24 protein-coding genes and 2 tRNA genes are annotated in these 24,101 nt (G+C 67.7%); 13 read left to right on the top strand and 13 right to left on the bottom strand.

The features are described 5' to 3' along the window. Nucleotides 1-289: 289 nt before the first annotated feature. Nucleotides 290-365, bottom strand: a tRNA-Thr gene (locus tag CBR61_RS04845). Nucleotides 366-415: 50 nt separating this feature from the next. Further along, a tRNA-Cys gene (locus CBR61_RS04840) sits at nucleotides 416-489 on the bottom strand. A gap of 139 nt (nucleotides 490-628) precedes the next feature. Between CBR61_RS04840 and CBR61_RS04835 the strand changes: the two genes are divergently transcribed. Then, nucleotides 629-1,408, top strand: coding sequence for an acyl-CoA thioesterase (locus CBR61_RS04835; RefSeq protein ID WP_088913340.1), 780 nt, complete (start codon nucleotides 629-631; stop codon nucleotides 1,406-1,408). 157 nt (nucleotides 1,409-1,565) lie between these two features. Beyond that, nucleotides 1,566-3,848, top strand: a complete 2,283-nt coding sequence (locus tag CBR61_RS04830) for a trypsin-like serine protease (RefSeq protein ID WP_157696500.1) — start codon at nucleotides 1,566-1,568, stop codon at nucleotides 3,846-3,848. A 10-nt stretch (nucleotides 3,849-3,858) separates the two neighbouring features. Here the strand turns inward: CBR61_RS04830 and CBR61_RS04825 are convergent, their stop codons facing one another. From CBR61_RS04825 to CBR61_RS04795, 7 genes are all read right to left on the bottom strand, one after another. Then, nucleotides 3,859-4,680 carry a crotonase/enoyl-CoA hydratase family protein gene (locus CBR61_RS04825; protein WP_088913338.1) on the bottom strand — a complete coding sequence of 274 codons (822 nt, stop codon included), beginning with the start codon at nucleotides 4,678-4,680 and terminating at the stop codon, nucleotides 3,859-3,861. Between the two features lie 81 nt (nucleotides 4,681-4,761). Further along, nucleotides 4,762-5,160 (bottom strand): winged helix-turn-helix domain-containing protein, encoded by a 399-nt coding sequence (locus CBR61_RS04820; protein ID WP_157696499.1) that lies wholly within the window; start codon nucleotides 5,158-5,160, stop codon nucleotides 4,762-4,764. Then, entirely contained in the window at nucleotides 5,157-5,582 is a 426-nt protein-coding gene (locus tag CBR61_RS04815; protein ID WP_088915461.1) for a JAB domain-containing protein, read from the bottom strand. The genes CBR61_RS04820 and CBR61_RS04815 overlap by 4 nt, the downstream gene beginning before the upstream one ends. A 71-nt stretch (nucleotides 5,583-5,653) precedes the next feature. After that, nucleotides 5,654-6,166 (bottom strand): hypothetical protein, encoded by a 513-nt coding sequence (locus CBR61_RS04810; protein WP_088913337.1) that lies wholly within the window; start codon nucleotides 6,164-6,166, stop codon nucleotides 5,654-5,656. 3 nt (nucleotides 6,167-6,169) lie between these two features. Beyond that, the gene (locus CBR61_RS04805; RefSeq protein WP_088913336.1) at nucleotides 6,170-6,532 is read right to left on the bottom strand and encodes a hypothetical protein; all 363 of its coding nucleotides are present in this window, start codon (nucleotides 6,530-6,532) and stop codon (nucleotides 6,170-6,172) included. A gap of 25 nt (nucleotides 6,533-6,557) precedes the next feature. After that, a complete protein-coding gene (locus CBR61_RS04800; RefSeq protein ID WP_088915460.1) occupies nucleotides 6,558-7,160 on the bottom strand; it encodes a hypothetical protein in 603 nt (200 codons plus the stop codon). A 106-nt stretch (nucleotides 7,161-7,266) separates the two neighbouring features. Further along, nucleotides 7,267-8,466 (bottom strand): LL-diaminopimelate aminotransferase, encoded by a 1,200-nt coding sequence (locus CBR61_RS04795; protein ID WP_088913335.1) that lies wholly within the window; start codon nucleotides 8,464-8,466, stop codon nucleotides 7,267-7,269. Between the two features lie 159 nt (nucleotides 8,467-8,625). On the opposite strand from CBR61_RS04795, the gene CBR61_RS04790 reads away from it, so the two are divergent. From CBR61_RS04790 to CBR61_RS04760, 7 genes are all read left to right on the top strand, one after another. Further along, nucleotides 8,626-10,542 (top strand): PHA/PHB synthase family protein, encoded by a 1,917-nt coding sequence (locus CBR61_RS04790; protein WP_088913334.1) that lies wholly within the window; start codon nucleotides 8,626-8,628, stop codon nucleotides 10,540-10,542. Nucleotides 10,543-10,655: 113 nt separating this feature from the next. Then, the gene (locus CBR61_RS04785) at nucleotides 10,656-11,465 is read left to right on the top strand and encodes a phasin family protein (protein WP_088913333.1); all 810 of its coding nucleotides are present in this window, start codon (nucleotides 10,656-10,658) and stop codon (nucleotides 11,463-11,465) included. Nucleotides 11,466-11,711: 246 nt separating this feature from the next. After that, nucleotides 11,712-12,059 carry an ATP-dependent Clp protease adapter ClpS gene (gene clpS / locus CBR61_RS04780; RefSeq protein WP_088915459.1) on the top strand — a complete coding sequence of 116 codons (348 nt, stop codon included), beginning with the start codon at nucleotides 11,712-11,714 and terminating at the stop codon, nucleotides 12,057-12,059. Next, entirely contained in the window at nucleotides 12,056-12,562 is a 507-nt protein-coding gene (locus CBR61_RS04775) for a DUF427 domain-containing protein (RefSeq protein WP_233996862.1), read from the top strand. The genes clpS and CBR61_RS04775 overlap by 4 nt, the downstream gene beginning before the upstream one ends. A gap of 99 nt (nucleotides 12,563-12,661) precedes the next feature. Continuing rightward, nucleotides 12,662-13,915, top strand: coding sequence for an LptF/LptG family permease (locus CBR61_RS04770; RefSeq protein ID WP_233996861.1), 1,254 nt, complete (start codon nucleotides 12,662-12,664; stop codon nucleotides 13,913-13,915). A 10-nt stretch (nucleotides 13,916-13,925) separates the two neighbouring features. Beyond that, nucleotides 13,926-15,044, top strand: coding sequence for an LPS export ABC transporter permease LptG (gene lptG / locus CBR61_RS04765; protein WP_088913331.1), 1,119 nt, complete (start codon nucleotides 13,926-13,928; stop codon nucleotides 15,042-15,044). A gap of 56 nt (nucleotides 15,045-15,100) precedes the next feature. Then, entirely contained in the window at nucleotides 15,101-15,562 is a 462-nt protein-coding gene (locus CBR61_RS04760; protein ID WP_172835918.1) for a GNAT family N-acetyltransferase, read from the top strand. 13 nt (nucleotides 15,563-15,575) lie between these two features. On the opposite strand, the gene CBR61_RS04755 is transcribed toward CBR61_RS04760, so the two are convergent. After that, complete coding sequence (locus CBR61_RS04755) at nucleotides 15,576-16,691, bottom strand: fatty acid desaturase family protein (RefSeq protein ID WP_088913329.1); 1,116 nt, start codon at nucleotides 16,689-16,691, stop codon at nucleotides 15,576-15,578. A gap of 146 nt (nucleotides 16,692-16,837) precedes the next feature. Between CBR61_RS04755 and CBR61_RS04750 the strand changes: the two genes are divergently transcribed. Beyond that, a complete protein-coding gene (locus tag CBR61_RS04750; RefSeq protein WP_233996860.1) occupies nucleotides 16,838-18,013 on the top strand; it encodes an N-acetyltransferase in 1,176 nt (391 codons plus the stop codon). Between the two features lie 318 nt (nucleotides 18,014-18,331). Next, entirely contained in the window at nucleotides 18,332-19,120 is a 789-nt protein-coding gene (locus CBR61_RS04745; protein ID WP_088913328.1) for a response regulator, read from the top strand. Nucleotides 19,121-19,174: 54 nt separating this feature from the next. Here the strand turns inward: CBR61_RS04745 and CBR61_RS04740 are convergent, their stop codons facing one another. After that, the gene (locus CBR61_RS04740; protein WP_088913327.1) at nucleotides 19,175-20,983 is read right to left on the bottom strand and encodes a CHASE domain-containing protein; all 1,809 of its coding nucleotides are present in this window, start codon (nucleotides 20,981-20,983) and stop codon (nucleotides 19,175-19,177) included. Nucleotides 20,984-21,117: 134 nt separating this feature from the next. Here CBR61_RS04740 and CBR61_RS04735 point away from each other — a divergent pair, with 134 nt between their 5' ends. Further along, a complete protein-coding gene (locus CBR61_RS04735) occupies nucleotides 21,118-21,345 on the top strand; it encodes a NepR family anti-sigma factor (protein ID WP_088913326.1) in 228 nt (75 codons plus the stop codon). After that, a complete protein-coding gene (locus tag CBR61_RS04730) occupies nucleotides 21,342-21,965 on the top strand; it encodes a sigma-70 family RNA polymerase sigma factor (protein WP_088913325.1) in 624 nt (207 codons plus the stop codon). Before CBR61_RS04735 ends, CBR61_RS04730 begins: the two co-directional genes overlap by 4 nt. An 82-nt stretch (nucleotides 21,966-22,047) precedes the next feature. Here the strand turns inward: CBR61_RS04730 and CBR61_RS04725 are convergent, their stop codons facing one another. Both CBR61_RS04725 and CBR61_RS04720 read right to left on the bottom strand, forming a co-directional pair. Further along, nucleotides 22,048-22,656 (bottom strand): superoxide dismutase, encoded by a 609-nt coding sequence (locus CBR61_RS04725; protein ID WP_088913324.1) that lies wholly within the window; start codon nucleotides 22,654-22,656, stop codon nucleotides 22,048-22,050. Between the two features lie 76 nt (nucleotides 22,657-22,732). After that, nucleotides 22,733-24,028 carry a dicarboxylate/amino acid:cation symporter gene (locus CBR61_RS04720; protein ID WP_233996859.1) on the bottom strand — a complete coding sequence of 432 codons (1,296 nt, stop codon included), beginning with the start codon at nucleotides 24,026-24,028 and terminating at the stop codon, nucleotides 22,733-22,735. Nucleotides 24,029-24,101: the final 73 nt, after the last annotated feature.

The raw sequence follows: 24,101 nt of genomic DNA, 5'->3' as shown, positions 1-24,101 counted from the left end.
GACGATCATTTCGTCGCAGAATTGCCTGATGTTGTCAGTTCGCAACAAGAATCGGCAATAATCGTCTCCGATGAACCGTTCGTCGATATGTCTGGCGAAAGATCATTTTACTGATCCAGGTTATGGCTCGCAGCAAGCCTGACTGGGGCAGCTTGCCCGCGAAAGGCGCCAAGCGGCACGGCGCGGGCTCGACGGACGCTAGCGTCGGCCGCGTTTTCGCGGCGCAATCCGGTCCCTTCGCCGAGCGGCGGTTTTTCAAGACGTCCAGCGATGTCAGGAAACAGGCAGGTGGTGCCGCTTACGTGACTCGAACACGTGACCCCATCATTACGAATGATGTGCTCTACCGACTGAGCTAAAGCGGCATTCCTGCTCGCGGCCCTAATCCGGCGGGCGCGCGGGCGCAATGCAAAGGTGGAGGCCCGAGCCGGAATCGAACCGGCGTATACGGATTTGCAGTCCGCTGCGTCACCACTCCGCCATCGGGCCGAGCCTTCCGGGACAATGCCCCGGACGGAAGGCGCGCCCTAGCGATTCGGGGGCGGCTTGGCAATCTATGTTCGCGCTCGCTTACCTTCCCCAACGGCAATCTGGACGCGGGACACGAGGCAAGGCAAAGCGCAGGGCCATGACCATTGCCAGCCTGCTCGAACCCGTCACCGGCCAGCCCGGCCCCGCCCGCCTCGTCCATGCCGCCGACTGGATGCAGGGCCGCACGCTCTATGGCGGCGCCTCGGCGCTGGTGGCCTATACCATGGCGACCCGCGCCTTCACCGGCCTGCCGCCCCTGCGCGCCGGGCAGATCGCCTTCGTCGCACCTGTGGGCGAGGACATCGAGCTCACCGCCGAGATCGTCCGCCAGGGCCGCAACGTGACGCAGGTCCGCTCCGAGATCCTGAGCGAGGGCCGCGTTGCCCTGTCCGCCTACTGGCTGTTCGGCGAGGGACGCGAGGCGAACGCGGTCCACCCCTGCGCCATGCCCGAAGACTGGCCCGGCCCGCCCGAGGACAACGCCGTCGTGACCCACCAGTTCGCCCCCGCCTTCATCGCCAAGAACTTCGAGCTGCGCCACGGGCAGACCAAAGGCGCCGACCGCGGCGCGACCGTGCGGCGCTGGGCGCGGCTGACCGAGGCGCACGATCTCGACCCGGTCGCAACGCTGGTGCTGATGGGCGATGTCATGCCGCCGGGCGCGATGCGGGCGATGCAGCGGCAGGGGCCGATCAGCTCGATCAACTGGTCGTTCAACGTGCTGGACCCCGAGAACCGCTCGCGTGATGGCTGGTACCTTGCCGAGAACGCCAGCCAGCACGCCGACGCCGGCTATTCCTCCGAGCGCCTGAGGATGTGGGATGCAGAAGGCAGGCAGGTGCTCGACGGGATGCAGTGCGTGGCCGTGTTCGGCTAGACGGCGCGCCCGAAGCGATCTCTGCAGTCCGCTCGGACAGATTCCGCAGGAACAGACCGGCCGCCCCTCCCTTGACGCGGTGGCGGGTCTCTGATGGACTGCGCTCCAAGGGGAGGGGCGCACGATGCGGTTTTGTCGGGCTCTTGCGTGGGGGCTGATGGCCCTCGTCACCTTGCTTGGCGTCCCGCAGACCGCTGCCGCCGAGGAACCGGAGGATCGGCCAGAGGCGACGGCCGTCGATATCGACGCGAACGGCCTCGATCCGCTGGCCCGGCGGCTGACCCCGAAGGAACGCGCGCAGCGGATCAACCTCAAGACCTACAGCGACGATGAGTGGGACCGGCTCGAGCGCAAGCTCGCGGACGATCTCGCGGCCTGCGACAGCGGCAATCCTCTTGCCTGCGTCCATGCCGGGGATGCCTTCCTGTCGGGTGACGGCGTGTGGCCCATCGCGCGCATTGCCGAGACGCTCTACAGGGACGCTTGCGACAAGGGTGCCGGCGAAGGCTGCGCCGCGCTCGCGACGTTGGTCGAGACCGTGCAGGTCGGCATCGCGTACGAAGCCTCTGCCGACCTCGATGACATGCATCCCTATATCGAGAAGGCCTGCGATCTCGGCCATCTCGACAGCTGCGACCTGTTCGCCTCGCGGCTGCGCGGCATCGAACCGGAGGAGGGTTTTCGCAACAGGGTCGGCCCGTTGCCTGCTCTCGACCTCGCCCGGTCGAACGCCTTGCTCGAAAGCACCTGTGCCAAGGGGGGGACGAAAGCGTGCCTCTCTCTTGCCACCCTGCTGCGGGAGACCGGCGCTTCGGGCGACAGCGAACGGGCCACCGGCATGCTCGACGCCATGTGCCGGGACCAGGTGGTCGCGGCATGCCAGCAGATGATCGGTCTGGCGGAGGGCGACGAGGCGCGGGTCAACCGCTACAAGGATCTTGCCTGCCGGTCCGGCGATGCCTCGGAATGCATCGACATGAACGCGCGCGCCTTCAGGGGTGTCGGCGGCGCGCCGGACAGGAACCGGGCGATCGCCTATTCCGATGCGGCCTGCCGGATCGATGCCGGCTATTGCGAGGTCTCCAGGGTGCTCCGCGCCATGCCGGAGCTGCGCAGCGCCTGCGTACCCGGGGAACCGCGCACCTGCGCCGCGCTCGGCCGGGCACTTGCGGTGGTGCTTTCGCCCGAATGGGATGCGGCGCAGGCCTTCGCGCTGCTGGAAGCGGCCTGCCGCGCCGGTGTCGGCGATGCCTGCAAGGATGCGGCGGCAGTCACCCGCGACCCGGCGCGCAAGAGCGACCTTCTCGAAACCGGTTGCACGGCCGGCGACCCGGATTCCTGCTTCGGGCTTGCCGATAGCCTCGCCGAGGGCACCTTCGGCCACAAGGACGAGGACCGCGCCGTCCTGCTCTACGCATCGCTGTGCGATGCCGGCGCGGCGGCGGCCTGCGACGCGGAGAGCCGCTTTGCCGGGTTCGTCCCCGCCGCCCGCATCAGGCCCGCAAGCGAGGACTACGTCGCGCCGCTCGATTCAACCCAGCCGAAGACCTGGATGGATTACGCCCTCATCCCCGATTGCTTCACCGCCAGCGCGATGTTCCGCGGCGCGCTGGTGATCCAGGAGAATTGCTCGCAGCGCGAAAAGGGCATCGGCAGCGACAGGGCCCGCCCGGGGCAGGCGCCGTGGCAGGCGCTGCTGTGGCGGCCCGCCACGCTCAACCGCAGCGAGCTGAGCGAGGCCCAGCGGGTGCTGTGCGGCGGCTCCCTGATCGCGCCGGGCTGGGTGCTGACCGCGGCCCATTGCCTTGTCGACAGCAACGTCAATGTGGTGACCGGCGGACACCGCATCCGGCTCGGCGTGTTCAATCCGCAGGTCGACGAGGGGGTGAGCTACCCCATTCTCGATGCCTTCCCCCACCCCGGGTTCGACAAGGGGAACAAGTATCTCTTCGACATCGCGCTGATCCGCTACGATCACCGCGCACCCGACCGGGGGAAGTCCAATCAGCCTTCGTCGCGTCTGCCGATTGCCGCGATCACGCTCGATCCGCTTGCCCTGGGCCAGCGACGCATCGCCAACGGCATGCCGGTCTATTCCTTCGGCTGGGGCTGGACCGCAGCGGAGAAGAGCGCTTCGACCGATTATCTTCAGGTGATCGCGATGGAACTGGTGAGCGAGCCGGTCTGCACCGCGTTGACCGGCTTCCGCAAGGCGCTCGACAACGCGGCCCTGTGCGCAGGTGGCAGGAAGCGGGAACAGACCTGTTTCGGCGACAGCGGCGGCCCGCTGGTGACCTATGGCGACGATAGCCGCCGGCCGGTGCTGATCGGGGTGGTGAGCGCGGGCAAGAAATGCGGCACCACCGGCAGGCTCAGCCAGTATACCCGCGTCGCCAAGGTGAGGGACTGGATCGAGCGGACGATGAAGGCCGCGCGCTGACGAGGGCCGCCTACACGTCCTCGAAGTTCGGCTTGCGGCGCTCCATCTCGGCCATCACCGCCTCGACCTGGTTGCGGCTGCGGATGATGGCATGCTGCTCGATGCTTTCTTCCAGCAGGATCGCATCGGTCTCGCGCTCGTGCATCGCGGCCTGAAGGCGCTTGGCGGCGCGGATCGCGTGGGGGTTCTTGAGCGCGATCTGGCGGGCCAGCGCCAGCGCGCGGTCACGGGGGTTGTCGTCGACATGGGTTGCCAAGCCAAGCGCAACAGCCTCGGCCCCGTTGAACTCGCGGTTGGTGTAGATGAGCTCGCGCAGCACGTCGTCGCGCACCAGCCCGCGCCATAGCACATAGCCGCCCATGTCGGGCACGAGGCCCCACTTCATTTCCATGATCGCCATGCGGGTCTCGGGGTGGACGATGCGGATGTCGGCCCCGCTGGCGATCTGCAGCCCGCCGCCGAAGCACACGCCGTGGATCGCGGCGATCACCGGCACCGGCAGCTTCCTCCACTGCATCGCCACCTGCTGCGCCCGGTTGGCGTTGCCATGGGTGCGCTCGGTGAGGCCCGGCTCGTCCTCGGGTGGCTTGCGCGCGAAGTTCGACAGGTCGAGCCCGGCGCAGAAGGCCCGGCCCTCGCCCGAAAGCACCACGGCGCGCAGTCCCTTCATGCGCTGGAGCGCATGGCCGGCCTCGATGATCCGCTCGAACATCTCCGGGTCGAGCGCGTTCATCTTGTCGGCGCGCACGAAGCGGACTTCGGCGACCCCGTCCTCGCCCATGGTGATGGCAACGCGGTCGTTGGCGATGGTTGCGGCGGCGGTGGCGGACATTGGCGTGATCCCTCAGAAAGGCTGTGTCTGGCGGCAAGATTGGCCGATCCGCCGCACCCTGTCCAGAGCGTGCGAGGCCCTTCAGCCGGGGCGAATGAGGCCGGACGCGGAAGGCACGTCGAGGACATAGCCACCCGCCGGTTCGCCGCCGATCAGTTGCGCAAGGCCTGCCGCAGCGAGCTTGGCGCGCGCGCCCGCGATTTCCTCGGGAACGGCGCCGCACGCCGTGCCGAAGGTGACGAGGCAGACCTCGGACAGCAATTGCCCGGCGGTGACCCGCTCGCCCGGCTGTTCGGCAAGGCGCCACAGCAGGGCGAACTCGCACGGGGACAGGCCGAGCCAGCGGTCGTCCACCCGTCCGTCACGATGTTTGCGATCGAGCGTCAGGTCGCCCGCCTCTCGAAAACGTCGGACGCCGCGCTCATCACCCGCTTCCTCGCAGGATCCGGGGAAGTGGCAGGAGGGAAGCGGCGCGTTCACAGCAGGCCTCCGGCACGCATGGAATAGACCGCCTCGGTTGTGAATATCAGGTGGTCGATCAACGCGATGTCGAGCGCGCGGGCGACCTCGGCAAGGCGGCGGGTAGCGGCGATATCGCAGCCGCTCGGGCGGCAATGGCCCGAAGGGTGGCTGTGGGCAAGGATGATCCCGGCCGCATCGTGACGCAGCGCCTCGCCGAGCAGTGCCCGCATCCTCAGGCTCAGCGTGGTCATGGTGCCGATGCCGCAGGGCGCATCGCCAAGCCAAGCGCTGCGGGCATCGAGGAAAATCGCGTGGCCGCGCTCGACTTGCGCCGGCGGGGCGAGCACGACGCTGCGAAGGTAGGCGATCATCGCGGCGGCGCGCTGCTCCTGCGAGAACGCGTCCTCGCCGGTGGCGCGGGCGAGCGCGGCGGTCAGCACGGGCGGTGCCCCCGGCATAGGGGAAAGGCGGCAGGTTCAGGCATGGGGCACTCCCCGAAAATCAGATTGGCCTAGGACCGGATTTGCAATCCGCGAGCGAAGGGCGCGGACTGGCGCCACTCGCGATAGGGGCCGAACCGGCGTTCGCGCAGCACATGGCGGACGAACCCGACAGCCAGCACCAGCAGCTGGCAGTAGGATGGACCGATGATGAGAATTGCATAGGCGAGCGGGGCGGCACTCTCGACCATCACGCGCACCATGTGCGCGCCCAGCGCAACGAGCTGGAAGCCGGCAATCCACAGCGGATAGTTGCGATTGGCATTGAGCGCCACGGCCACGAACAGCACGGCGGCCACGAGGTCGAGCATCGTGTAGATGCCGGACACGATCCCCTGCGATTCCGGCGACGGATTGAACCCCCACAGCACATACATCGGCAGCACCATAGTCGCGAGGAAGATGCCGATCAGCCAGCGCTCCGGCGCCCCGCCCCAGCGCCAGATCGCTCCTGCCAGCAGGACGCTCACCAGATGCTGGGCCGGGGCCCGGTAGGCGTTGGAGAATTCGAGCCAGTCGACCATTGGTCAGGCTTGCAGCCGCTCCCTCTCGCGGACCTGCCGGACCGGCATGGCATTGAGATCGCTCGGCGGGATCTTGGTCGGATCGCCCGGATCGCCACCAGCGACGACATGGGTGCGCGCGACCTTGCTCAGTTCGTCATGCACCCGTAGCAGGCTCGTTGACATGGCGAGCGCCTGGCTTTCGGCCTCGGTCAGGCGCAGCAGCGCGCGCTGGCCGGTGCTGACCTCGACCAGCGGGTTCTGCCGGGCGGACAGCATGGCCTGTTTGAGGCGTGCCATGGCGATGATCGCTTCGTCGGCGAGCGCTTCGGCTTCGCGGACCAGCTTCTTGAGATTGTGTGCGTCAGCGAGAATGCGGTTGTCCATCGTCGGTCTCCTGCCGGACCGGTGCTCACCCAGTCACGACCCCGGTTTCAACGGAGAGATAAGCCTTGCCTTCCGTCGCTGCGCTGAGTGTCATCGCGGCCGTGATCGCCAGGACCACCGATGCCAGGATGCCCGTGGCGATACCGACGATCGCACCCAGACGCACCAGGACGGCATGCTCACCATCGAGCACTCCGGGGACCACCCGGGGCTCGCCCGACCTCAGCCACGGTGCCTGTTCGATGAGCGGCATCGCATCGCTGAGAACAAGCCGACCCGGGTCGTCCTGGCCCTCCTGTTCAGCCGGATCGGCTACCGGGTTAATCTGAGAATTTGTGTATGCAGGTTCGCTGAAGGGCTTGAGCAAAGCTTCATCCGCAACACCCCCGAGGTCGCGCGCGGCGGCTTCCTCGGCCGCTTCGGGGGCCAGGGTGGCGCGGTAGTTCTCGACCAGCTCGCCGAGACTGGCGGCATCGTAGAAGTCCTTCAGCGCGCGGATATGCTGGTTGATGCGGGTCTCGGACACGCCGAGATCCGCGGCGATCACCTTGATCGGGACGCGCCGGTCGATACGCTCCATCACCGCGCGCTGTCTGTCGGTAAGCCGCCGCGCGGCACCGGACTCCATGACCCACTCCTTCAACAGTTCATCGGCTGTTTACCCTGAAACTAACGCAATCCGGACAGGATTTCTTCCGTTTTGGATCAGAATGCTACGGGACGCGACGAACGCCCTAGGCGGCCGAGCTGTTGACCCCGACCGACTGGAGGTATCGCTTGATGTTGCGTGCGGCTTGGCGGAGGCGCTGTTCGTTCTCGACCATCGCGATCCGGACATAGCCCTCGCCGTTCTCGCCATAACCCACGCCGGGAGCCACGGCGACCTGCGCCTGGGTGAGAAGCTGCTTGGAGAATTCGAGACTGCCCATCGATTTGAGCGCGGGGGGCAGCGGGGCCCAGGCGAACATCGAAGCGGGCGGCGGCGGGATATCCCAGCCGGCGCGACCGAAAGCCTCGACCATCACGTCGCGGCGCTTGTGGTAGAGTTGGCGGTTGCTCTCGATGATGTCCTGCGGCCCGTTCAGCGCGGCGCAGGCCGCTGCCTGGATCGGGGTGAAGGCGCCGTAATCGAGATAGGACTTCACCCGCGTCAGCGCCGCGATCAGCTGGCGGTTGCCGACCGCAAAGCCCATCCGCCAGCCCGCCATCGAATAGGTCTTCGACATCGAGGTGAACTCGATCGCCACGTCCTTCGCGCCCGGCACTTCCATGATCGAGCGGGTCGGCTTGCCGTCGAAATAGAGCTCGGAATAGGCAAGGTCGGAGACGATCCAGACCTGGTTCTCCTTCGCCCAGGCCACCAGCCGCTCGTAGAACGGCAGCTCCACCGTCTCGGCCGTGGGGTTGGAGGGGTAGCTAACCACCAGCACGCTCGGGCGCGGGACGGTGTAGTTCATCGCCCGTTCGAGCGATTCCCAGTAGTGTTCGTCGGGCGTCGTCGGCACCGAACGGATGGTGGCGCCGGCAATGATGAAGCCGAAAGTGTGGATCGGGTAAGACGGGTTGGGCGCCAGCACCACGTCGCCCGGCGCGATGATCGCGGTCGCGAGGCTCGAGAGCCCCTCCTTCGATCCCATCGTGACCACCACCTCGGTCTCGGGATCAAGCTCGACCCCGAAGCGGCGGGCGTAATAACCCGCCTGGGCGCGGCGCAGGCCGGGGATGCCCTTGGACTGGGAATAGCCGTGCGCATCGGGCTTGGCGGCAACCTCGCACAGCTTGTCGATCACGTGCTGCGGCGGCGGCTGGTCGGGGTTACCCATGCCGAGATCGATGATGTCCTGACCCGCCAGCCTTGCGGCATGACGCATGGCGTTGACCTCCGCGATCACATACGGAGGCATCCGCTTCATGCGATAGAACTGGTCATTCATGGTCCGTCATCACCTTGTCTCGGGCGGGGTCGATAGGCGCCGCCGCCCTCTCCCTAGGCCAAACCCGCCGACCGAGGGAAGGCGTTTTCGGCAATTGCGGTCCGGCCGGATTGGCGGCACTACGGGTACGGAACGGCGCGGAAGGGACGGTTGCAGGCGATGGCACGGGATGGCGATCTGATGGCGGCAGCGGGCGACGGCCTCAAGGGCTTCTTCGACATGCAGGGCGAGGCGCTGCGCGAAATCATGGGCGGCAAGGGCGCCGAATCGCTGATGGCCGGGGCGATGCCCGCGGGGATGGATGCGGGCGAACTCGCCGAATGGGCGGCGACGGGCGCGCAGCTGCAGCAGCTGTGGCTCGATTTCGCCACCCACCAGGCCCAGAGCGCCGCCGAGAAGGCCAGCACGGGCGCCAACCTGATCGACCCGGCGCAGTGGCTGGTGATGTCGCAAGCGATGCTCGGGCAGATGCCCAAGGGCATGTTCGAGGCCTCCGCCAAGCTGGCGCAGGACCAGATGCAGCTGTGGTCGGGCGTGATGCAGAGCTTCGCTGCGGGCGCCACCGGCGGCAAGCTGGGCGAGGCGCCCGAAGCGGGTGCCCTGCCCAAGTCCGACCGCCGCTTCGCCGATCCGGCGTGGCGCGAGCTCCCGGCCTTTCTGCTCCTGCACCAGACCTACCTGATGCTCGCCGACTATTTCCGGCAGGCGGTGAAGGGAATGCAGGGGCTCGATGCGGGCAAGCGGCAGCAGCTCGAATTCGCGGTCTCGGCACTGGCCGAGGCGATGAGCCCGGACAATTTCCTCGCGCTCAATCCGGTGGTCCTGAAGCGCACGATGGAGACCCGGGGCGCCAATCTGGTGCGCGGGATGCAGCACCTCGTCAACGACCTCAAGCGCGGCCAGCTCACCCACACCGATCCCAATGCCTTCCGGCTGGGCGAGAACCTCGCCGCGAGCCCCGGCAAGGTGGTGCACGAGACCCCGCTCTACCAGCTGATCCACTACACGCCGTCGACCGAGACGGTGCTCGAGGTGCCGCTGGTGATCTTCCCACCGTGGATCAACCGCTTCTACATCCTCGACCTGACGCCGAAGAAGAGCTTCATCAAGTGGGCGGTGGATCAGGGAATCTCGGTCTTCGTGGTCAGCTGGAAAAGCGCCGACGAGACGATGGCCGACGTGGTGTGGGACGATTACATCCGCGCCCAGATCGAGGCGATCGACCATGTCCGCGCGCGGCTCGACGTGCCGGCCGTCCACACCATCGGCTACTGCGTGGCGGGCACGACTCTGGCCGCGACCCTCGCCGTGCTGGCGCGGCGGGGCGAGGCGGACAAGGTCAAGAGCGCGACCTTCTTCACCGCCCAGGTCGATTTCGAGCGCGCGGGCGATCTCAAGCACTTCATCGACGAGGGCCAGCTCGAGATGATCGGGCAATTGTCGCCGCAGGGCTATCTCGACGGGCGCTATCTCGCCGCGACCTTCAACGCGTTGCGCGGGCGCGACCTGATCTGGAACTACGTCGTCAACAACTACCTGCTGGGCGAGGATTACCCGGCCTTCGACCTGCTCCACTGGAACGGCGACGTCACCAACCTGCCGTCGAAGTGGCACAATGCCTACCTGCGCGATCTCTACCGCGACAACCGCCTGGTGGTGCCCGACGCACTGGAGGCGGACGGCACGCCGATCGATCTCACCCGTGTCGCCACCCCCAGCTTCGTGCAGGCGGGGCGCGAGGATCACATTGCGCCTGCCGAGAGCGTGTGGCGGATCACGAAGCATTTCACCGGCCCGATGGAGTTCCTGCTGGCCGGCTCGGGGCATATTGCCGGGGTGGTCAACCCGCCGTCGGCCGGCAAATACCAGTACTGGGTCGGCGACAGCGCCGCGCCCAGCCTCAAGGACTTCGTCGCCGGCGCGACCGAGCATCCGGGCAGCTGGTGGCCGCATTGGCTGGAATGGCTCCACAGGCAGTCGGACACCCGCGTGCCTGCCAAGGGCAAGCGTGTTCCCGGTGGCAAGGGCGACAAGGTGATCGAGGACGCTCCGGGCCGCTACGTGAAGACGCGCTAGGATCAAACGCCTGATTTAAATCGGTGTTTTAGATTTTTGTGCACTGCACAAAAATACTTGACTTCGCATCTGCATTCACTATTTTGTGCAGTGCAACATGAAGCGAGGTCGCCATGTCTGAAGTCGAGAACACTGCAGGTGAAGTGAAGGTCGCGCCCGAAGCCGTGCCTGCGCCCGCCGCTCCGATCGCCAAGATCGATGCCGCTGCCGAGAAGGCCTATGCCGAAGCCTCGGCCAAGGTCGTCGCCGCTCCGGTCGCGAAGACCCCGGCTGCCAAGCCCGCTGCCGCGCCGAAGAAGGCCCCGCTCGCCCGCAAGGCCGCGCCGGCCGCGAAGGCCGCCGCCAAGACCCTCAAGACCGCCAAGAAGGCGGCGCCCAAGACTGCCAAGCTCCCGGTCAAGAAGCCCGTGCTGGCCAAGAAGGCTGCCAAGCCCGCCGCCGCGCCGAAGACCAACCCCGTCATCAAGCTCAAGGACACCATCATGGACACCGCCAAGAACACCGACATCACCGCCACCGCCAAGGAAATGCTGGCCGACGTGCAGGCCCGCGCCAAGGAAACCTACGCCAAGGGCACCGTGCTCGCGACCGAAGCGACCGAGTTCACCAAGGCGAACGTCGAAGCCGTCGTCGAAAGCGGCAAGATCTTCTTCGCCGGTGCGCAGGAACTGCTCAAGGACAACGTCGAGACCGGCAAGACCGTGATCGAGACCGTGACCGAAGACGCCAAAAAGGTTGCGGCCGTCAAGTCGCCGACCGAGCTGATGCAGCTCCAGGGCGAGATCGCCCGTCGCAACTTCGACGCGCTGGTCGCCTACGGCTCGAAGCGCACCGAAGCCTGGGTGAAGCTCTACAACGACGCCTTCGCCCCGATCTCGAACCGCGTCAGCGTCGCGGTCGAGAAGGTCAAGACCGCCGCGTAAGCGGATAACAAGTTCCTGGACCGGGCCTCTCTCCTCTCTCTCCCAACCCGGTCCACGAGAGCGCGCCGCAAGGCGCAAGGCCGGCCAGACCAGCGTCTGGCCGGCCTTTTTTGCGTGCGCGGCTCCGCCCAAACAATTCCAAGCAACCGCTTGCGCCTCGCCAAGCGAATCCCATAATGGAGGCCTATGCGCATCCCCGCCCTCTCCGATAACGCCGATGCCGGCATGCGGCCCGTGCCGCAGGTCATGCCTGTCCGCGCGGCCGAGGATGACGAGGGCGGCAAGGAAGGCGGCGGGCAGGGCCAGGTCGGCATCGCCACCAAAACCCGTGCCAAGCCCAAGAAGCCGAGCCAGTACAAGGTGCTGATGCTCAACGACGACTACACCCCGATGGAATTCGTGGTGCTGGTCCTGAAGCGCTTCTTCAGCATGGACCTGGAACAGGCGACCCGTGTGATGCTCCACGTACACCAGCGCGGCGTGGGGGTGTGCGGCATCTTCACCTACGAGGTCGCCGAGACCAAGGTGAACCAGGTGATGGACTTCGCCCGCCAGAACCAGCACCCGCTCCAGTGCACGCTCGAGAAGGCGTGAGGCAGGCGCACCACCCGCAACCCGATCCGGTGTCGCCGGGCCAGGAAAGCGTCTGGGACTACCCCCGCCCCGCCATTGCCGAGCCGACGCCGCGCCATATCCGCATCGTCCATCAGGGCGTGGTGCTGGCCGACACCCGCGCCGCCTGGCGCACGCTCGAAACCTCGCATCCGCCGACCTACTACCTCCCGCCAGCCGACATCGCGATGGCGCACCTCGTGCCCAATCCGGCGCGCTCGCTGTGCGAATGGAAGGGGCAGGCAGCCTATTGGGACGTCGTGATCGCGGGCGATCGCATCTCCGCAGCCGCATGGTCCTATCCCGCCCCCACCCCCGCCTTCGCCGGGATCGCGGGGCATATCGCCTTCTACGCTGCGCCCTTCGACAGCGTGACGGTTGACGGCGAAGAGGTCACGCCTCAGCCGGGCGGCTTCTACGGCGGGTGGATCACCTCTGCCGAGGCCGGGCCGTTCAAGGGCGTCCCCGGCAGCCGGTTCTGGTAAGCCACGGCGCAGGGCGCGCACGCCGCAGCAATTGGGGACATGACGCGCGCGCGCGAAGCCGCTAGGGCATTCTCGCCCGAGCCATCGATGGAACCGAGCTTGCCGAACTTCCTTCCCAGCATCGACCGCTACATCCTGCGGCTGACGATCGTGCCGATGCTGGGCGTCTTCGCGCTCGCCGCCTCGCTGCTGATGCTCGACAAGATGCTGCGCCTGTTCGATTTCGTCGCGGTCGAGGGCGGGCCGGTGGCGGTCGTCTTCAAGATGCTTGGCGCGCTGATCCCGGAATATGCGAGCCTCGCAATCCCGCTGGGGCTGCTGCTCGGAGTGCTGCTGGCGTTCCGCAAGCTCGCCACCTCGTCCGAGCTCGATACGATGCGCGCGGTCGGCCTGTCGTACAACCGGCTGCTGCGGATGCCCTATGTGATCACGCTGGTGCTGGTCGCGGTCAACGTGGCGCTGGTGTTCTACATCCAGCCGATCAGCCGCTACTATTACGAGCAGATGGAATACGAGCTGCGCTCGGGCGCGCTCGGGGCCTCGATCAAGGTGGGCGAGTTCACCACCCTCGCCGACCGCATGGCGCTGCGCATCGAGGAAAGCGAGGACGAGGGACGCCGGTTGGTCGGTATCTTCGCCCGGGTCGCCAACGCAAAGGGGCAGGTGCTGTCGATCTCGGCGCGCGAGGGCGCCTTCCTCGCCACTCGCGACAATCCCGACACCATCATCCTGCGCCTGACCGAGGGCACGATCATCCAGGACACGGGGATGAAGGGCCAGACCCCGCGCGTGCTCAGCTTCAGCCGCCACGACCTGCCAATCGATCTGCCCGCGATCGAGAAGTTCCGCGCCCGCGGCGACGAGACGCGCGAATACATCCTGCCCGAACTGCTCCGCATCGGCTGGAGCCGCGACAGCGCCCCCGATGCGCGCGATGCCAGCGTCGCGAGCTTCAACTTCCGGCTGGTCGAGATCGTGATGATGTTCCTGATGCCGCTGCTCGCGGTGGCACTGGCGATCCCGCCCAAACGCTCGACCAGCGCGCTGGGGGTGTTCGTCTCGATCGTGATGGTGGTCGCCTATCACAAGGTGAACCAGTACGGCGAGGATGTCGCCGCGATCGGCCGGCTCGATCCGGTGCTCGCATTCTGGGTGCCCTTCGTGCTGTTCGCGGGCCTGATCCTGTGGATGTATTACCGCGTCGCCTATGTCCCCGGCGGGCAGGCGATCGGGGCGCTGGAGATGGCCTTTGCCAAGCTTTCGAAGCGAATCGGCAAGCTCTTCGCCCGCCGCCAGCCGCGTGCGTGGCGCCCGCCGACGGATGCGGCGGCAGAGGCTGCTCCGGCGGAGTAGGCACGCAAGGATGCAGCTCGACTTCTTCCCCTCGCGCACGCTGACGCTCTATCTGGCGAAGCTCTTCGTGGTGCGCATCCTGGCCGTGCTGGTGATGCTTGTGCTGGTGCTGCTGGCGCTCGACCTCTTGTCCGAGACTGGCGACATCCTCGCCGCCCCGGGCAACGGGCAGGCGGAGATCCTGCAATATGCCTCGCTGCGCGCGCCCCAGCTGGCGGCGCGCTTCCTGCCCTATTCGGTGCTGCTGGCGACGCTGATCACGCTGGTGACGCTGAACCAGAACAGCGAGGTGGTGGCGATGAAGGCGGCCGGCCTCAGCGCCCATCAGGTGCTCGCTCCGCTGCTGCTCACCGCGGCGGTGGTATCGGCAGTGAGCTTCGGCTTCAACGAGCGGATCGTCACCCGCGCCAACGCGACCCTCAAGGCGTGGCAGGCGGCCGAATACGGTCCGATCCCCGAGGCGGCGGCGGGCGACGGGGCCGCGGCCGGGGTGCGCTCGAACATCTACCTCACCGACGGCGACCACATCCTCTCCGCCGCGACGCTCGCCGGGGCGGGCGAGCAGATCGTGCTGACCGGCGTCACCTGGTATGCCCGCACGCCCGGCGGGATCATCCGCGAACAGGTCCGCAGCCCCCGCGCGACCTTCGCCGCCCCGGGATGGCGGCTCGAGAATCCGGTGAAGTTCGATGTCGCGGGCGCTGTGACCGATCGCCCTGCGGCAATGGTGGTCGGCGAGAACCTCAGCCCCGCGCGGATCATGCTGCAATCGATCGACGCCGATGCGCAGAGCTTCTGGGAACTGGGGGAGAGCATCGATGCCTACGAGGCGGCCGGGCGCAATACCGACGAGATGCGCGCCAAGTGGTGGCACCGCCTCTCCGGTCCGCTTTCGGCGCTGCTGATGCCGCTGCTGGGTTCGGTCGCGGCCTTCGGGCTGGCGCGCTCGGGGCAGCTCTTCGTGCGTGCGATCATCGGCATGGCGCTTGGTTTTGCCTATTTCGTGGTCGACAACGCCGCGCTGGCGATGGGCTCCTTCGGCGGCTACCCGCCCTTCCTTGCCGCCTGGGCGCCGTTCCTGCTGTTCCTGCTGGTCGGCGAGACGGTGCTGATCCGCACCGAGGAGTGAGGCCGGGGGGCCGAGACTGGTCGCTCAGGCTGGCGCGACCCGAGGATGCTGTCGCCATGCCTGCGATCGAGCAGGCCGCCGCCATCGCCTTTGCCGGCGAAGCGTCGATCGACCCGGCCCGCACCCGCAGCGAAGCCGATTACGCCCGCCTGATCCGCCGGGGCCATAGCCTTGTCGCCCATGCCGGCGAGACGATGGCGGGGTTCCTCGTCGCCCAGCCCTTCAGCCGGGAATTGCACATCTGGGAGATGGACGTCGCGCCCGACTTCCAGCGGCGCGGGATCGGATCGGGGCTGGTACGCGCGGCAATGATCGATGCGCGCAACACCGGCTTCAAGGCACTGACCCTCACCACCTTCCGCGATCTGGCGTGGAACGCCCCGTTCTACGCCCGGCTCGGCTTCGAGGAAGTCACCGCGCTCGACGCCCACCCGCGGCTGGCAGGGGAACTGGCGAACGAGGTCGAGGACGGCCTGCCCGCCGACCGGCGCTGCGCGATGATCTGCTTTCTGGATTGAACAGGAGGCGGGCCTAGGCCGCCTTCTTCCCCATCGTGCTCTTCGCAATCCGCCCGACCAGCACCAGCATCCCGGGATGATTGGCGCCCTCGTAGGTCGACCCCGTGCCCAATTCGCGCGCGAGGCGGCGGTGGGCTTCGGGGAGGTCATGGTACGGCATCGAGGGCATCAGGTGATGGAGCGCATGATAACGCAGGCCCACCGGCGCCCAGATCTCGGCGGCAAGGCCCGGAGGGGGGACGTTGACGGAATCGAGGAACTGCGCGGTCACCGTCATCGGCTCGCCCTCGTTCTCCCACAGGTGCGCGACGAGGGTGCGCAGCTGGTTCAGCACCGCGGTCAGCGAGAGGATCGCCAGCGCGATGGCGAGTGGCTGCCAGCCGATCACGAAGACGCTCGCGATCAGGCACCACGACCACACGAACACCCCGGCTTCCTGCCAGCGCACCCGGTCCACGAAATCGCCTTCGGGCGGGCGGCGGCGGAAATCGGGGTTGATCGAGAGCGCCGAGAACCGCTCCCAGGTGAAGGTGCGGACCGCCGGGATCAGCGCCCCCAGCGGCACCAGTACCGCCGCGCGGATGATCAGCGCTACCGGCGCGAGGATCGCCACGAGCACGAACAGCGGCAGGCTCCACGGCTTCATCAGCGCGAGCGGGAGGTATTCGGGATCCTCGGGCGTGCCGTATTGGGTGCGCTTGTGGTGGATGGTATGGACGCCCTCGTACATGAAGGAGGGCGTCAGCAGCGGGATGCCGACGAGCAGGTTCCAGCCCGTGCGGAAGCCCGGCAGGGCATCGCGGTGGATATGGGTCAGCTCGTGGATGAACATCAGCGCGCGGTAGAGCGCCAGCGCCGCGACCAGCCCGGTGGCGATCTGCACGGCGAGGTTCTGCGACAGGATCGCCGCCGCAATCGCGGCATAGCCCACGCCCGCCGAAACCAGCATGTCGGGCCAGTAGATGCCCGGCTTCGCCTCGCCCAGCCCCTTGGTCAGGTCGCGCGCCGCGCGCAACATCGCCTTGTCGTCCTCGGCCATGAAGGCGGCACGGGTCGCCCGCGGCGCCGGTTCGCGCAGGTCCGATCGGGCAGGATCGATGGTCGGGTGCAAAGAGAGATCCGGGGTCATTTCGGTGCAAATCCTGCGGCCGCCCTACCCGAAATCGGGGTGCAAGCCAAACGCGGGTTGTTGGTGACAGTGATCGACAGCCTTGCGTCATTGACGCGGGCGCGACACAGACACCTTGACCCAGAACAAACTACGAGGACCGGGGCGTGACGGATGTGGCGGCGAGTGCGGCAGAGATAAGGATCGAACCGGTCACCGGCAAGGACCAGCGGGCGGCCTTCGTCGACCTGGGGCGCGCCTTTTCGGACCGGCTGCCGCATTTCGTGCCACAGATCCGCTCGGAACAGCTCGAACTGATCGATCCGGGCAAGAACCCCTTCTTCGGCCACGCCCGCGTGCAGCTGTTCATCGCCTCGCGCGGGGGCGTGCCGGTGGGGCGCATTTCCGCCCATATCGACGAACTCGCGCTCGCCATGCCTGCCGAACAGGGTTTCGGCCCGGGCACGGGCTTCTTCGGCTATTTCGATGCCGAGGACGAATCCGTGGCCCGCGCCCTGCTCGCCGCCGCCGAGGCGTGGCTGGCGGGCGAAGGGATGACGCGGGTACTCGGCCCGATCTCGCTGTCGGTGTGGGAGGAACCGGGGCTGCTGGTGAAGGGGCAGGACCACGCCCCGATGCTGATGATGGGACATCACCCGGCGCATTACGCGGGCTGGATCGAGGCGGCAGGCTTCACCCGCGCCAAGACGCTCTACACCTACGATCTCGACATCACGAAGCCCTTCCCCCCGCTAGTGCAGCGCATCGTGCAATCGGGGCAGAAGAATGCGCGGATCAACGTGCGGCGGGTGCGCAAGAAGGACTGGGACGCGGAAGTGGCGACGATCCTCGGCATCCTCAACGATGCCTGGTCGGACAATTGGGGCTTCGTCCCCTTCACGCCGGCCGAGGTCGCCTATGCCGGCAAGAAGCTGCGCCCGCTGATCTTCGAGGAACTCAACATGATCGCCGAGGTGGATGGCCGCCCGGTGGCCTTCATGCTGACCTGGCCCGACGTCAACGACGCGCTGGCGAAGATCAGGGGCAAGCTCTTCCCCTTCGGCTGGATCGCCATGCTGCGCTGGCTGCGCCATCCCAAGGGCGCAGGCATGCGGGTGCCGCTGATGGGGGTGCTGAAGGAGCTCCACAATTCCCGGCTGGCCAGCCAGCTCGCCTTCATGATGATCGAGGCGATCCGGCTGGAGGCGAACGGCAAGTTCCAGTCCACCCGCGGCGAGATCGGGTGGATCCTCGAGGACAACCAGGGCATGGTCGCGATCGCAGACACCATCCAGAGCACGATCAACCGCGAATACGCGATCTACGAGAAGCGGCTGGGTTGATTGATCCGGTTTGCGATCGCGCTGACGCGCGATGCAGACCGAAGGCCGCTCCGAAGAAAAAAGGCCTCCGTTGCGGAACAACGGAGGCCTTTCGGGATCGTATCACCAGCCGCTTGGACGGGAGGGGGGTCTCGGCGGTGACAGAGCTATAATGATCGGACCCGAGAGCGGTTCCCGGCCTTCCGAAAATTTTTTCGTCCCTCGCAATACTGCGTAGAAGGAGCGCGATTCCAGCCGGTTGCCGGATGGGGGCGACGACAGGGCGGGGAACGGCTATGGCCGAATCGACCGTCTTGCCAGACTCGCGAAAGGAACCTCATGTCGCTCGGAAGCCAGATCGCGGCCAACCTGCCCTTCCTGCGCCGCTATGCCCGCGCGCTCACCGGATCGCAGACCAGCGGCGACGCCTTCGTGCGCGAGATGCTCGAGGCGGTGCTGGCCGACGAGGACCTGAAAGCGAGCCTCGCCGGCGGACGGGTGCCGCTCTACCGCGCCTTCGGCAAGGTGTGGGCGAGCGCCTCGGGCGGGGCCGCGACCGGCGCTCCGACGAGCGAGCACGAGGCCGGCGCGCAGGCGCGCCTCGGGGTGATCACGCCGCCCGCGCGCCAGGCGCTGCTGCTGACGACGCTCGAGGATTTCACCACCGCGGAAGCCGCCGCCATCCTCGAGCGCACCCCTGCCGAGATCGAGGCCCTCGTCGCCGAGGCGATCGCCGAGATCGAGCGCGAGCAGACCACCAGCGTGCTCATCATCGAGGACGAGCCGCTGATCGCGATGCAGCTCGAAGACCTCGTGACCGGCCTCGGCCACACGGTTAGCGGCACCGCCGCCACCCGCACCCAGGCCCGCGCCGCCGTGGCCGAGGCGATGCCCGGTCTGGTGCTCGCCGACATCCAGCTCGCCGACGGCTCCTCGGGCCTCGATGCGGTGGACGATATCCTGAGCGTCGGCGCGATGCCGGTGATCTTCATCACCGCCTATCCCGAGCGCCTGCTGACCGGCGACCGGCCCGAGCCGACCTATCTGGTCACCAAGCCCTTCCAGGAGGCGACCGTGCGCGCCGCGATCAGCCAGGCGCTGTTCTTCGGATCGACCAGGCCGTTGTAATGCGATTGCGCTGACGCGCGATGCAGACCTCCCGCCACCGAAGATGGCCAAAGTCTAAGGCTTCTTCACCCGCCGGTCCGTTTCTTTCTCTCTGATCCGGAAATCCGCCGGGCGGCGCACCGGCACGCGCAGCACGCAGCGGACGCCCGAGGGCGCGAAGTCGAGCGTCACCGGCTGGCGCAGTTCGTGGGCGACGACCTTCTCGATCAGTTCGGTGCCGAAGCCGCGACGGCGCTGGGCGGCCACGGGCGGGCCGCCGGTCTCCTGCCATTCGACCTCGGCCCATTCGGTCTCGGCCCCGGGCTCTCCTCCGCGCTGCCAGCGGATCGTGACCTTCCCCCCGGGCACGCTCAGCGCCCCGTATTTGGCGGCATTGGTGGCAAGCTCGTGCACCGCGAGGCCGAAGGACAGCGCGTCATTGGGCGCCAGTTCGAGCTCCGGCCCCTCGAGCAGAATCGCGTCGTCGAGCACCGCCCGGAAGTGCTGGAGCTCCGCCTCGATCACCGCGCGGATCGGGGTCGTGCCCCAGTCGGTCACCGTCAGCAGGTCGTGCGTGGCCGAAAGCGCGCGGATGCGCCCTTCCAGCGAGTCCGCGAAATCGTCGAGCCCGCTCGCCCGGCGGCGGGTCAGCGAGAGGATCGAGAGCACGTTGGCGAGCGTGTTCTTGACCCGGTGGTTGAGTTCGCGGGTGAGCGAATTCCTGATCGAGTGCTGTTCCTCGAAGAAGGCGAGCCGCGCCTGATCCTCGAAGGCCTGCTGGGTGAGAAGGCGGGCCAGCAGCATCAGCAGGCTCGCCAGCGCCAGTCCGAACACCAGCGTCAGCATCGACAGCGGGGAGAGGACCTGCGTGCCGGCGCGCTCGATCACAAGCATCAGCTTGCGGTCGGCGATGGTGACTTCCTGCTCGGCGGTCTCGCCCGAAGCACCGCCGATCGAATGGGCAACCAGCAGGTGCCCCGTCGAAACCTCGCCGTCATAGAGCCGGACGCCGAAACGCCCCTGCCCCTCACGGTCGATCGCTGCATCGAGGAATTCGCGTGCCCTGAATGGGGTGTAGACGAAGCCCGCGAGCCGCCGCTCCTCGCCTGCGCCCATCCGGAACACCGGCATGTAGATTGCGAAGGCCGGCGCGGTGCCGCTCGTCTCCTGGCGCAGCACGATGCGGCCCGAGGCGGCGGGGCGCAGGGTCAGCTCGGCCTCGGCCATCGCGGCGGCGCGGGCCGCGTCGGAATACATGTCGTAGCCCAGCGCCCGGCGGTTCAGGGCAGTCGCGGGCGCGAACATTTCCACCGGGGCGACCCGGCTGGTGGTGCTGGCGGGGGCGGGGAAGATGTCGGGATACGCCGGCTGGCTGGCACGGGTGCGGGCGAGGAAGGCGTCGAGATCACGCGCCTCGATCACCGGGATCCAGCCGATCCCTTCCGCGCCCGAATATTCGGTATTGAGCTTCAGCGCGCGCACGAAGCTGTCGAAGGTCGCCGGGCTCACTTCATCTACGCTGGCGAACAGCGCCGCCCCGGCGCGCAGGTAGGAGGTGAAGCCCGCCCCGCTGCGGTCTAGCGCGGCGGCGACCCCTTGCGCATATTCGCGCATCACGGCGCGTTCTCGGGCGCGGGCATTGCTCTCGATGGCGAAGACGCTGAGCGCGGTGATCGCCGCGAGCGCGAGGAAGATCACCAGCGGGACAGCGCGCGGATAGAGCACCAGCCAGCGCCGCGCCCGCCCGCTCGAGGCCGGCGGCGGCGGGGCGGCCGGATCGGTGTCGGGGCTGAGCGCGAGCGGTTCGATGACGGCCTGTCCTGAGCGAGCCTTGGCCCCGAACGGGACGTTCGGGCCGCTGGCGGAACCAAACAGGTAGCGCATCGTTCCCGAATCGTCCAAACTCGGCTTCGCGGGGGTTCGGGCGGCGCGCCACAGGCAGGCATGTCACGACCCCGCGGGAGCGGCATCGGCCTCGATGGGAGGCCGGGACACGGGATCAGGGACAAGACCGAGCAATGGCCTCGAATCACAGACAGGGCAGCGGCAGCAGCGGCGGCGATGACGCCGCCCGTCGCGCGCCCGAATGGGCCGACGGGTTGAAGCAGCTCTATGATTCTGTGGTCGAAGAGGCGCTCCCCGACAGCTTCAAGGACCTGCTCGACCGGCTCGACGCGATCCCTCCCGCCCGCGGCAAGACGGGCGGCCGAGGCGCCTCGCGCGATGACCGGGACACCGGCCAATGAGCGAAGGGGGGGAGCCCGGCGGAACGCTTTCGGCGAACGACAAGCGCGATTTCAAGCGCGAGCTGACCGAGGTCGTGCCCCACCTGCGCGCCTTTGCGCGGGGCCTGTGCGGCCGGCCCGACCTTGCAGACGATCTGGTGCAGGAAACGCTGCTCAAGGCCTGGGCGGCGCAGGACCGCTTCGAACCCGGCACCTCGATGCGCGCCTGGACCTTCGTGATCCTGCGCAACGCCTACCTCACCGACATGCGCCGCAACCGCTTCCGCGGCGAGTATGACGAGGGCGTGGCCGAACGCATCCTCACCGCGCCGGCCGGTCAGGAGGAGCCGATCCACCTCTCCGACCTCCACCGCGCGCTGCTGACCCTGCCGGCCGAACGGCGCGAGGCGCTGCTGCTGGTCGGCGCAGGGGGCTTTTCCTACGAGGAGGCGGCGGCGATCTGCGGCTGTGCGGTCGGCACGATCAAGAGCCGCGTCGGCCGCGCCCGCGCCGCGCTCACGGAAATGCTGGCCAACGGCAGCATCCCGCGCCGTTCGACCGACGACGATGTCGCCCATGCCGCGATCCTCGAGGAGCTCGACGAGGTCGCCGCGGGCAACGGGGTCAGCTCGCGGCCCTGAACCTCGCGGTCGGCACTCGGCAAAAGGAAAAGGCCCGGGAGCGTTTCCGCCCCTGGCCTTCCTTGTCAGGATTACGAAGAAATCAGGCGTAGGTCCACACCGTGCCGCGCGCGAGGTTCTCGCTGGCGAAGGCCCAGTTAAGCTTGTTCTCGACCACCGCGTCGAGATAGCTCGGGCGCTTGTTCTGGTGATCGAGGTAATAGGCGTGCTCCCACACGTCGAGCACCAGCAGCGGGTTGAAGCCGCTGTCTGCGAGCGTGTCGGCATCATGGGTTTCCTCGATGCTGAGCTTGCCGTCCTTCTCGGCCAGCCACACCCAGCCGGACGCGAAGTGGCCCACGCCGCGGTCCTTGAGCTGCTGCTTGAGGGCGTCGACCGAACCGAAAGCCTCATCGATCTTGGCGGCAAGCTCGGGCGATGCTTCCGTGGTCGAGGGCGCCATCGAATGCCAGTAGAAGGCGTGGTTCCAGGTCTGGGCCGAGTTGTTGAACAGGCCCTGGTTGGTGCCCCGCGAGGCGGCGACGATTTCCTCGAGCGACTTCGTCTCGTGCTCGGTGCCGGCAATCGCGGCGTTCATTTTGTCGACATAGGTCTGGTGGTGCTTGCCGTGGTGGAACGACAGCGTCTCGGCCGAGATGGCGGGCTCGAGCGCGGTGTCGGCATAGGGCAGCGGGGAAAGTGCGAAAGCCATGGTATCCTCCAGGGTCGTGTGGTGAATTTCGACGGTTACGATGTCCCAACGCAGATGAGCGTGAAGGGTTGCACCTTCAAGTCGCCGCGCTCTCTCCGGTTTGCGCGCTGCGGTCAACCGCGCTTGTGACAGCCACGTTCATGGTGACGTTGCCCAGAGTGCGCATCAGGTCCGGCAGCATCTCGACCGCGACCAGCAGCGCGAGCGGCTCGACCGGCACGCCCATGGCGAGGGCAATGGGCCCGATCGAGACGACGAAGCTGATCGAACCGGGCAGGCTGACGGCGGAAAGGCTGATGACGCTGGCGATCAGGATCCCGGCGACGGCGACCGTCGGCGACACCTCCACCCCGGCGAGCGCGGCGACGTAGTAGACCACCGCAAGGTTCATCGCCGCACTCGTGGCGCGGAACACCACCACCGCGAGCGGCAGGACGAATTCGGCGGTCGAGGCGCGCAGTCCCAGCCTGCCGGCGCTGTCGAGCATCGCCGGCAGGCTGGCGAGCGAGGACTGGGTCGAGAGCGCCACCGCCTGCGCGGGCAGCATTGCCTTGGCAAATCGCATCAGGCCGATCCCGCCGCCCAGCACGGCGACCGCATAGGCCAGCGCCAGCACGAAGGTGCCCATCAGCGTGACCGTGACGACATAGTGCCCCAGCGCGGCGAACACCCCGCTCCCGCTCTGGATGCCCACGCCATAGGCCAGCGCGAAGACCCCGACGGGGGCGGCCGAGAGCACCCAGCCGATGATCAGCAGCATCGCGTTGCCCAGCGCGTGGAAGAAGCCCGTCAGCCGCTCGCCCTGGTCCTGCGGCAGGCGGGTGATGGCGACCGCGAACATCACGAAGAACAGGGTCAGGGGCAGCATCGCCGTCTCGGCGGCGGCGGCGACGATGTTGGGTGAGACGAGCGACGCAAGGAAATCGAGCACCGCGGGCACCTCGCCCACGTCGGCGGGGGTCTGCGCGAGGAAGGCCTCGGCCCCGGCGGGCACAGGAAAGGCGCGCAGCAGCGCGGGCATGGCGACGGTGGCGAAGGCCGCGCCGGCGAGCTGTGCGGCAACGAGGATCGCCAGCATCCGCCGCGCCACTGTGCCGACCCGCGCGGCGAGGATCATCTGGACGAGGCCCAGCACGAGCAGCGCCGCGACCAGCGGGATGATCGTCATCTGCAGCGCGCGCAGCCACAATCCGCCGACGAGCGCGGCGATCTCGGCGACGGCGGCGGGTGCCCCCGCCATCGCGCCGAGGATCCCCGCCACAAGCCCGCCGACCAGCGCGGCGAAGGTCAGCGCCACTGGCAGGCGGATCGAAACCAGCGCGAACTTGCCCTGCCCCGATGTGTCGGGCTGCGTCCTGTCGTTTTCCAGCAATGAAGTGTCCTTAAGCGGGCGCCTCGCCCTTCCCTTGGCGCGATAACCGCGCCAGAAGCGCGAGACAATCTTT

Source organism: Porphyrobacter sp. CACIAM 03H1 (assembly GCF_002215495.1).
Taxonomy (GTDB): Bacteria; Pseudomonadota; Alphaproteobacteria; order Sphingomonadales; family Sphingomonadaceae; genus Erythrobacter.
Note: the sequence above shows the minus strand (reverse complement) of the source record. Positions and strands in the feature narration are given on the sequence as shown.

What these genes read in the sequence shown, in the direction of transcription:
- CBR61_RS04745 (WP_088913328.1), top strand. Translation starts at nt 18,332, where the DNA reads ATGTCGCTCGGAAGCCAGATCGCGGCCAACCTGCCCTTCCTGCGCCGC.
- CBR61_RS04800 (WP_088915460.1), bottom strand. Translation starts at nt 7,160, where the DNA reads ATGGAGTCCGGTGCCGCGCGGCGGCTTACCGACAGACAGCGCGCGGTG.
- CBR61_RS04805 (WP_088913336.1), bottom strand. Translation starts at nt 6,532, where the DNA reads ATGGACAACCGCATTCTCGCTGACGCACACAATCTCAAGAAGCTGGTC.
- CBR61_RS04835 (WP_088913340.1), top strand. Translation starts at nt 629, where the DNA reads ATGACCATTGCCAGCCTGCTCGAACCCGTCACCGGCCAGCCCGGCCCC.
- CBR61_RS04740 (WP_088913327.1), bottom strand. Translation starts at nt 20,983, where the DNA reads ATGCGCTACCTGTTTGGTTCCGCCAGCGGCCCGAACGTCCCGTTCGGG.
- CBR61_RS04755 (WP_088913329.1), bottom strand. Translation starts at nt 16,691, where the DNA reads ATGACCCCGGATCTCTCTTTGCACCCGACCATCGATCCTGCCCGATCG.
- CBR61_RS04810 (WP_088913337.1), bottom strand. Translation starts at nt 6,166, where the DNA reads ATGGTCGACTGGCTCGAATTCTCCAACGCCTACCGGGCCCCGGCCCAG.
- CBR61_RS04730 (WP_088913325.1), top strand. Translation starts at nt 21,342, where the DNA reads ATGAGCGAAGGGGGGGAGCCCGGCGGAACGCTTTCGGCGAACGACAAG.
- CBR61_RS04830 (WP_157696500.1), top strand. Translation starts at nt 1,566, where the DNA reads ATGGCCCTCGTCACCTTGCTTGGCGTCCCGCAGACCGCTGCCGCCGAG.
- CBR61_RS04795 (WP_088913335.1), bottom strand. Translation starts at nt 8,466, where the DNA reads ATGAATGACCAGTTCTATCGCATGAAGCGGATGCCTCCGTATGTGATC.
- CBR61_RS04725 (WP_088913324.1), bottom strand. Translation starts at nt 22,656, where the DNA reads ATGGCTTTCGCACTTTCCCCGCTGCCCTATGCCGACACCGCGCTCGAG.
- CBR61_RS04785 (WP_088913333.1), top strand. Translation starts at nt 10,656, where the DNA reads ATGTCTGAAGTCGAGAACACTGCAGGTGAAGTGAAGGTCGCGCCCGAA.
- lptG (WP_088913331.1), top strand. Translation starts at nt 13,926, where the DNA reads ATGCAGCTCGACTTCTTCCCCTCGCGCACGCTGACGCTCTATCTGGCG.
- CBR61_RS04790 (WP_088913334.1), top strand. Translation starts at nt 8,626, where the DNA reads ATGGCACGGGATGGCGATCTGATGGCGGCAGCGGGCGACGGCCTCAAG.
- CBR61_RS04825 (WP_088913338.1), bottom strand. Translation starts at nt 4,680, where the DNA reads ATGTCCGCCACCGCCGCCGCAACCATCGCCAACGACCGCGTTGCCATC.
- clpS (WP_088915459.1), top strand. Translation starts at nt 11,712, where the DNA reads ATGCCTGTCCGCGCGGCCGAGGATGACGAGGGCGGCAAGGAAGGCGGC.
- CBR61_RS04735 (WP_088913326.1), top strand. Translation starts at nt 21,118, where the DNA reads ATGGCCTCGAATCACAGACAGGGCAGCGGCAGCAGCGGCGGCGATGAC.
- CBR61_RS04760 (WP_172835918.1), top strand. Translation starts at nt 15,101, where the DNA reads ATGCCTGCGATCGAGCAGGCCGCCGCCATCGCCTTTGCCGGCGAAGCG.